2 protein-coding genes are annotated in these 3,787 nt (G+C 32.6%); both read left to right on the top strand.

Features of this window, described 5'->3' with window-relative positions; translation table 11 throughout:
• The coding region (locus ACK5ON_RS03855) for a hypothetical protein (protein WP_409820045.1) at positions 1-2,743 on the top strand (2,743 nt) is incomplete at its 5' end.
• A 6-nt stretch (positions 2,744-2,749) separates the two neighbouring features.
• Positions 2,750-3,787, top strand: a 1,038-nt coding sequence (locus ACK5ON_RS03850) for a DUF6443 domain-containing protein (RefSeq protein ID WP_409820042.1), incomplete at its 3' end; no start/stop codon positions are given.

Genomic DNA, 3,787 nt, shown 5'->3' with positions numbered 1-3,787 from the left:
TTTCAGATTTGTTTTTGATGTTATTGAAACTACAATCAATAAAAGCGCTACTATGAGTGAAATTAGAATATTGGATGGAGACGGCTTACCAACATCATTTTTTTCTAATAATATTGATGCGGATAAACCATTTAACAGCTCTTTTCATTTATCAAAAATTTATGATAACAATAACAATCTAATTATTGATTATGTCTATAAACCTCAAACTTATCTAGAATCATTTTCAAAGTTTTCTCAAATAAAAAGAGATCTACCAAGTGATGGTAGTCCTGCTGATATGGCTTACCATAATCAATGTAAAGATTTTCCACCATTAAGCCAAACAACCAATTCAACCATCAACGTTTCTACAAAAAAATTAGATTATATAGATGTAAAAGGTGTTTCAAAAGTATATTTTGACTACTTAGTAGGAAGACAAGATACCAATTTGAACTTAAGAATACAAGCAGCATATCTAAACTCAATCACAATCAAAGACGTTTTTGATAACAGTATTAAAAAGTTAAACTTTGAATATGTCTATTCAAATACTTTATATATCAGAATGATATTAAATAAAATTAAAGAATTTAGTAATCAAGCAAATCCTCAAACAACTGAATTGAAATATCAAAATAATGACACTGGAGGAAAGTTTGTGGGAAAAGATTATTGGGGTTACCTTAATTTAACTGACCCCTGCTACTCCAATTTAGATTTTTATAGAAGAGTATCAATAGACTATTGTGGCACTGACTTACTAGAAACCATAAAGTACCCTACTGGCGGTTTAACAAAGTTTAATTTTGAACCCAATACCTATTCTTATACAGGAGATCAGCCAGTTACAAACTTTTTTGAGGACGATCATAATATGGATTTAATTACTACTGATTACTTCACTATTACTGGTTATAATAGCACGCAACCGTTAAACACCTTAAATATTGATAAAATAAAATTTTATCCTTCCATTAATTTATATGGATATCCCGATGTAGAAAATCAAACAGCATGGATTGAAGTTAAAAATGAGACTAATAATGAATGGAATACTATAGGAAATGCGCTAGCTTGTTTTAATGCAGAAGGAAATTGCTGTGTAGATTTTTATCCTGAAGCAAACAAACAATACCAAATAAGGTATGTATATTTAATCTATCCGGCTCCGCCTACTAATCCTAACCCTGGATGTTCCATTCCATATGAAATTTATAGAAAGAATTATAACAAACAATATCTTTCGGGTGGTGGCAATAGGATAAAAAAAATAGAGTATTTTGAAAAAAATAATACACCACCAATAAAATCAAAAAATTATGTTTATAACTTTTTTGATAATACAATTAAATCAAGTGGCTCTTTAGTTTTTCCAAAACCTATTTATTCCTACAATGATAAATTTTCAGAGGATGTAAATATTAATGCATGTACTACAAATATAAATATGTATAGTTTTGACACAAAAACTTCAAATAATGCTTATTCACCTGTAAGAACTAATGGAGGCGATATTGGATATAAAAATGTTACACTATTTGAAAATAATTTGGGTAAAACTGAACAAATATTTTCTTCACCGATAGATTTTCCTGAAGAGGAAATTCCATCTGGCTTACCCTTTGTTTCAACTAGTAACATTGATTATAAAAGAGGATTACTTCAAAAGGAAACAATTTATAATAATAATTTAAAATTATCGGAAAATGATAGAAATTATGAATTTGTCGAGTCAATGGCATATACTGGAATAAGTTTTTTAAGTCCAAAAGGAGAATGTTATACTGGAAGTATGTTTACTACTTATGATAATTATATTTATAGATTAACGGGTAATGGGTCTTGTTTTGATTGTCTTATTAATCATACTTTTGCATATAAAATGCGCAAAACATTTTTATGTGGCTTACCTCTAGATTTAAATACACCTAAAATATTATTATTTCCCTCAAAAACTGCAATCGGCTGGGCAAAACTCACCTCAAAAACCACCAAGAATTATTTTTATCCTAACGGAGGTTCAACACCAAACATTGTTCAAACTGATGAAACTTATACCTACAATCCTATCAATAAAAAAATAGCTGAGCAAACGGTAACCAACAGCAACTTAAACGAAGTGATGAAAACCAAATATTTTTATCTAACTACAGTCGATACTCCTACTTCTAAAAATAATATTTCAACCATTGAAAAAATTGAAACATATAGAGACGCAGCGTTATTGTCTTCGAGTAAGATAAATTACTCTACTGCTTTTACAGGTAATGTTTCCTATTTGCCTCAAACCATTACTACTTCCAAAGGGAGTAATGCTCTGGAAACTAGATTGCGCTACAATGCGTATGATGAATTTGGTCATCCGTTAGAAGTACAACAAGAAAACGGTATGAAGATTAGCTACATCTACGGCTACAACAAATCCCAACCCGTTGCAAAACTCGAGAATATCGGCTACACCAGTATTCCTGTCAGTTTGATAACGGCTATTCAAACCGCTACCGACAGTCCAAACAGTAACGAAGCCCAAGTGATAGATGCACTCAACGCGCTGCGTACCAGCACCGATGCCAACTTTCAAAATGCCATGATAACCACTTATACTTATAAACCATTAATAGGAATAAGTACGGTAACCGACCCGAAAGGAGATACACAAACCTATCATTATGATGAATTTAATAGGTTGCAGTTTGTGAAAGATTCTGAGGACAATATATTAAGCGAGAATGCCTACCATTATAGAACTCCAAACTAAAGCAAGATGAAGAAATTATTATTTATCACCGCCGTATTATTACCTGTTCTTGCTCTAGGGCAAAGTCCAGACCAGAATTATGTTAAAACCACTACGTACAAAGAAGCTACAACTTCAAGTATTCCATCGCCTACACCTAATCAGGCCACACAAAGTATTACTTATTTTGATGGACTAGGAAGACCCATTCAACAAATAGCTCACAAGCAAGCGGGAAATGGAAATGATATGGTTACCCATATTGAATATGATGCGTTTGGCAGACAAGTGAAAGAGTATTTGCCTATTGTTGATGGTCAAACTTTAAGCTATCATTCGGTAGATGCCACAACGGTTGGTCAATATTATAGCACGCCTTCTTTTCCAACTTTAGCAACAACCAATTATCCTTATAGTGAAAAATTGTTTGAAGCTTCACCACTAAACCGTGTATTTAAACAAGCCGCACCTGGTGATGAATGGCGATTGGGAAATGGTCATGAAATCAAGTTTGATTATCAAACCAATCAAGATGATGAAGTTCGCTTGTTTAAAGTTAGTTTACAATCTAATTATACGCCTAGTCTTATCAACAATAATGACTCTTATCTTCCTAACCATCTCTATAAAACCATTACAAAAGACGAAAACTGGATTGGAGGTTCAAATAATACTACCGAAGAATTTAAAGACAAAGAAGGACGAGTAGTATTGAAACGAACCTATGGAGAATCGATAGTAGGTAATGTTTCTGTTTTTACAAATCATGATACTTATTATGTTTATGATGATTATGGAAACCTAACCTATGTCATTCCGCCACTTGTTGATATAAACCAAGCTATTGATACTAGTGTCTTAGATAATTTGTGCTATCAGTATCAATACGATTATCGAAACCGACTTATAGAAAAAAAACTACCAGGCAAACAAAGAGAGTACATAGCTTATAACAGCCAAGACAAGCCCGTTGCCACTGGACCTGCTTTTAGCCCATGGGGAGGAAATGAAGTGGGTTGGCTAATTACCAAATATGATGTTTTTGGCAGAGTGGTGTATACTGGG

The sequence above is a fragment of the Flavobacterium sp. genome, assembly GCF_046317795.1.
Taxonomy (GTDB): domain Bacteria; phylum Bacteroidota; class Bacteroidia; order Flavobacteriales; family Flavobacteriaceae; genus Flavobacterium.
This window is presented reverse-complemented; position numbering and strand designations above follow the sequence as displayed.